4 protein-coding genes are annotated in these 4,456 nt (G+C 73.1%); all 4 read right to left on the bottom strand.

Annotated features, from left to right (window positions below; translation table 11 throughout):
* The coding region (locus PV721_RS41565; protein WP_319733829.1) for an NAD(P)H-hydrate epimerase at positions 1–1,130 on the bottom strand (1,130 nt) is incomplete at its 3' end.
* Positions 1,131–1,156: 26 nt separating this feature from the next.
* On the bottom strand, positions 1,157–1,525 hold the full coding sequence (locus PV721_RS41570) for a holo-ACP synthase (protein WP_319733835.1): 369 nt from the start codon (positions 1,523–1,525) through the stop codon (positions 1,157–1,159).
* Between the two features lie 23 nt (positions 1,526–1,548).
* Complete coding sequence (gene glmS / locus PV721_RS41575) at positions 1,549–3,396, bottom strand: glutamine--fructose-6-phosphate transaminase (isomerizing) (protein WP_319733831.1); 1,848 nt, start codon at positions 3,394–3,396, stop codon at positions 1,549–1,551.
* Positions 3,397–3,504: 108 nt separating this feature from the next.
* On the bottom strand, positions 3,505–4,254 hold the full coding sequence (locus PV721_RS41580) for a hypothetical protein (protein WP_319733833.1): 750 nt from the start codon (positions 4,252–4,254) through the stop codon (positions 3,505–3,507).
* Positions 4,255–4,456 lie beyond the last annotated feature (202 nt).

The raw sequence follows: 4,456 nt of genomic DNA on the forward strand, positions 1-4,456 counted from the left end.
CCCTTGAGTAGCACGGTCGCCCCCAGCGCGTCGGCCAGCCGGCGCGTCGCGCCCACCCGGTCATCCCCCGGCGGCGATCCGGCCAGCCTGGCGAACTCGCCCGCGTGCGGTGTCAGCACGGTCGGCGCGCTGCGGCCGGCGACCAGATCCGGGTGGGCGGCCAGCATGGTCAGCCCGTCGGCGTCGACTAGCACCGGCAGGTCCGTGTCCAGGGCGAACCACAGCGCGGCGGCGCCGTCCTCGTCGGTCCCCAGTCCCGGCCCGACCACCCACGCCTGCACCCGGCCGGGCCCGATCAGCGTCTCCGGGTACCGCGCGAGCACGGCCTCCGCCGCCGGCCCCACGTACCGCACCGCACCCGCGCCGCCCCGCAGCGCTCCCGCCACGGCCAGTACGGCCGCCCCCGGGTACTGCGCGGAGCCGGCGACGATCCCGACCACGCCCCGCCGGTACTTGTCGCTCGACGCCGTCGGCACCGGCAGCAGCCCCGCGACGTCGGCGTGCTGCAGGGCTTCCACCTGCGGCGACGGCAGCTCCAACCCGATGTCCACCAGCCGCACCACCCCGGCCCGCGAGGCTCCGGGGTCGATCAGCAGACCGGGCTTGTACGCGCCGAAGGTCACCGTCACGTCGGCCGTGACGGCCGGCCCCGCCACCTCCCCGGTGTCCGCGTCCACCCCGCTCGGCAGGTCCACGGCCACCACCGGGACCCCCTGCGGGATCCGTTCCACCAGCGCGGCCGCCGCCGGCCGCAGCCCGCCCCGGCCGCCGATCCCGAGCAGCCCGTCGACCACGAGGTCCGCCCGCTGCGGCACGGCCTCCTCGACCCGGCCGCCCGCGGCTCGCAGCGCGGCCAGCCCGCCCGCGTGCATCCGTTCGGGGTCCATCGGCACGGCCGTCACCGCGGCCCCGCGCCGGGCGAGCCGCGCCCCGGCGTAGAGCGCGTCGCCCCCGTTGTCGCCGGGCCCGACCAGCAGCACGATCCGGGACCCGTACACCCGCGCCGGCAGCCCCGCACAGACGGCGGCCAGTCCGGCCGCCGCCCGCTGCATCAGGGCTCCTTCGGGCAGCCGGGCCATCAGCTCCCGCTCGGCGGCCCGTACGGTCTCCACGCTGTAAGCAGTACGCATGGCACCAGCCTGCCCGACGGCAGGCGCTATCCCTCGGCGATCACCACGGCGGAGGCGACGCCGGCGTCGTGGCTCAGCGAGATGTGCCAGGACTTCACGCCCAGCGCCAGCGCCCGCGCCTCCACCGTTCCCGACACCCGCAGCCGCGGCTGCCCGCTGGCCTCCACGCACACCTCGGCGTCGGTCCACAGCATCCCGGCGGGCGCGCCGAGCGCCTTGGCCAGCGCCTCCTTGGCGGCGAACCGCGCGGCGAGCGAGGCGGTCCCGCGCCGCTCACCGCTCGGCAGCGTCAACTCGGCGTCGACGAAAAGCCGCTGCGCGAGGCCCGGCGTGCGCTCCAGCGCCGCGCCGAACCGTTCGATCTCCGCCACGTCGATCCCGACGCCGATAATCACGTCCCACAGCTCCAGCCAGGTCACTACTCCACGGTCACGGACTTTGCGAGGTTACGCGGCTGGTCCACCTCGTTCCCCCGCGCGGTCGCCAGTTCGCACGCGAAGACCTGCAAGGGCACCGTCGCCACCAGCGGCTGGAGCAGCGTCGGCGTCGCCGGGATCCGGATCAGGTGGTCGGCGTACGGGGCCACCGCCTCGTCGCCCTCCTCCGCGATCACGATGGTCCGCGCCCCGCGCGCCCGGATCTCCTGGATGTTCGACACGATCTTGTCGTGGAGCACCGACCGGCCGCGCGGCGACGGGACGACCACCACCACCGGCAGGTCCTTCTCGATCAGCGCGATCGGCCCGTGCTTGAGCTCCCCCGCCGCGAAGCCCTCGGCGTGCATGTACGCGAGCTCCTTGAGCTTGAGCGCGCCCTCCAGTGCCACCGGGTACCCGACGTGCCGGCCGAGGAACAGCACGGTGTTCTTGTCGGCGAGGGAGCGCGCGAGCTGCCGTACCGGCTCCATGGTCTCCAGTACGGTGTCCACGGCCGCGGCGATGTCCGACAGTTCGCGGATCACCGCCTCGATCTCGTCGCCCCACTTCGTGCCGCGCACCTGCCCGAGGTACAGCGCCACGAGGTAGCAGGCGACCAGCTGCGTCAGGAACGCCTTGGTCGAGGCGACGGCCACCTCGGGACCGGCGTGCGTGTAGAGCACGGCATCCGATTCGCGCGGGATCGTCGAGCCGTTCGTGTTGCAGACGGCCAGCACCTTGGCCCCCTGCTCGCGCGCGTGCCGGACCGCCATCAGGGTGTCCATGGTCTCGCCGGACTGCGAGATCGCGACGACCAGCGTCCGCTGGTCCAGGATCGGGTCGCGGTAACGGAACTCGCTGGCCAGCTCCGTCTCGCACGGGATGCGGGTCCAGTGCTCGATGGCCAGCTTCGCGATCATGCCCGCGTGGTACGCCGTACCGCACGCCACGATCACGACCTTGTCGACCTCCCTGAGCACCGAGACGGGGATGCGCACCTCGTCCAGGGTCAGCGAGCCGCTCGCGTCGATCCTGCCCAGGAGGGTGTCGGCGACGGCCTTCGGCTGCTCGGCGATCTCCTTGAGCATGAAGTAGTCGTAGCCCCCCTTCTCGGCCGCCGAGGCGTCCCAGTCCACGCGGTAGGCCCGCACGGTCGCGGGCGAACCGTCGAAGCCGGTCACCGTGACCCCTTCGCGGCGCAGTTCGACGACCTGGTCCTGGCCCAGCTCGATCGCGGACCGGGTGTGGGCGATGAACGCGGCCACGTCCGAGGCGAGGAAGTTCTCGCCCTCTCCGACGCCGACCACCAGGGGGGAGTTCCGGCGCGCGCCGACCACCACGTCCGGGTCGTCGGCGTGCACGGCGACCAGCGTGAAGGCGCCCTGCAGGCGCCGGCACACCTGCCGCATGGCCTCGGCGAGGTCGCCGGTCGCCGAGAAGTGCTCGGCCAGCAGGTGCGCCACGACCTCGGTGTCCGTCTCGGAATCCAGCCGGTGTCCGCGCTCGGCGAGTTCGGCCCGGAGCTCGGCGAAGTTCTCGATGATGCCGTTGTGCACGACGGCCACCCGCCCCGAGTTGTCGAGGTGCGGGTGGGCGTTGACGTCGGTGGGCCCGCCGTGCGTCGCCCACCGGGTGTGCCCGAGTCCCGTGGAGCCGGCCGGCAGCGGGTGCCCGACCAGTTCCTTCTCCAGATTGACGAGCTTGCCGGCCTTCTTGGCGGCCGCCAGGCTGCCGTCGGCGAGCACGGCGACCCCCGCCGAGTCGTAGCCGCGGTACTCCAGTCGCTTGAGTCCGGCGATGACCACATCGAGCGCAGACTGCGCTCCCACGTAACCCACAATTCCGCACATAGGCCGCAGCGTACGCCGTAGTTGGCCGGCTGCCCCGTAGCCGAACAAGACGAAAACCCCGCCCCGGCGCATGAGCCGGAGCGGGGTTGACGTCGGGTAGGGCGGGGCTCAGCCGAGCTTCTTCACCTGCGCGGCCACGATGGCGGTCGGCTTCTCCGCGACGCCCAGGGCCGACGCGGTGTGGGTGGCCAGGGTGTTGCCCTTGCGGACGACGACGGTCTCGGTCGTGATCTTCGTGCCCTCCACGTCGGCCTCCAGCGTGAGGGCGAGCGCCTCGTCGCCACCGGTGGCGGTGCCGGACACGACCTTGTCGATCTTGGTGACCTCGCCCTCCATCGTCAGCGTGAAGCCGGCGGCGCACGCGGCGGCCGCGGTCTTGACGGCCGCGAAGGCCTCCTCCGCGCCCTTGCCCTCGTACGAGGCGAGGGTGACCGAGGTCCGGGTGCCGGTGAGGGCCTTCAGCCCTGCGGCGGCCGTGTCCTCCGGGCTGGCGCCCGCCTTGGGCTTGGCGACGGCCTTCATGCGCGCCACACCGGCGGCCGTACCGACGGTGGCCGTGCCCTGCGTCTTGACCACGGGCAGGCACTCGGCCTTGTCGCCGGCCGCGGCCTCACCGATCGCCACCTCGTCCTTGGGGACGGCGGTGACCATGTGGTCCGACAGCTCGTCCTTGGTCAGGAGCAGAGCGGACAGCTCGGCGTCCGTCTTCGCCTTGGCGGCCGGGGCGGCCGGGGCCGCCGAGCTCGCGGGAGCGGACGACTTGGCATCGGCCTTGTCGGAGCCGCAGGCGGTGGCCAGCAGGGCCAGGGACACCGCGGACGCGGTCAGGACGGTACGACGGACAAGAGCGGTACGCACGAAAGATCTCCCCCATGGAGCACACGACATCAGGGCAGCGCGAAAGGTTCCTCAGCGCTGCGGTGATCAACAATGTACGGGCCCTCCGATCGGCCGACCGATGTTTTCCGCGCCGGCCGCCGATCGTGATCAGGGCGAGACCGCCCTTGCCCCGAATCGAGACCGGCCCCGCCACCACCCCGGGCCCTGCCCTCCCACGGAC

Source organism: Streptomyces sp. MB09-01, assembly GCF_033794505.1.
Lineage (GTDB): Bacteria > Actinomycetota > Actinomycetes > Streptomycetales > Streptomycetaceae > Streptomyces.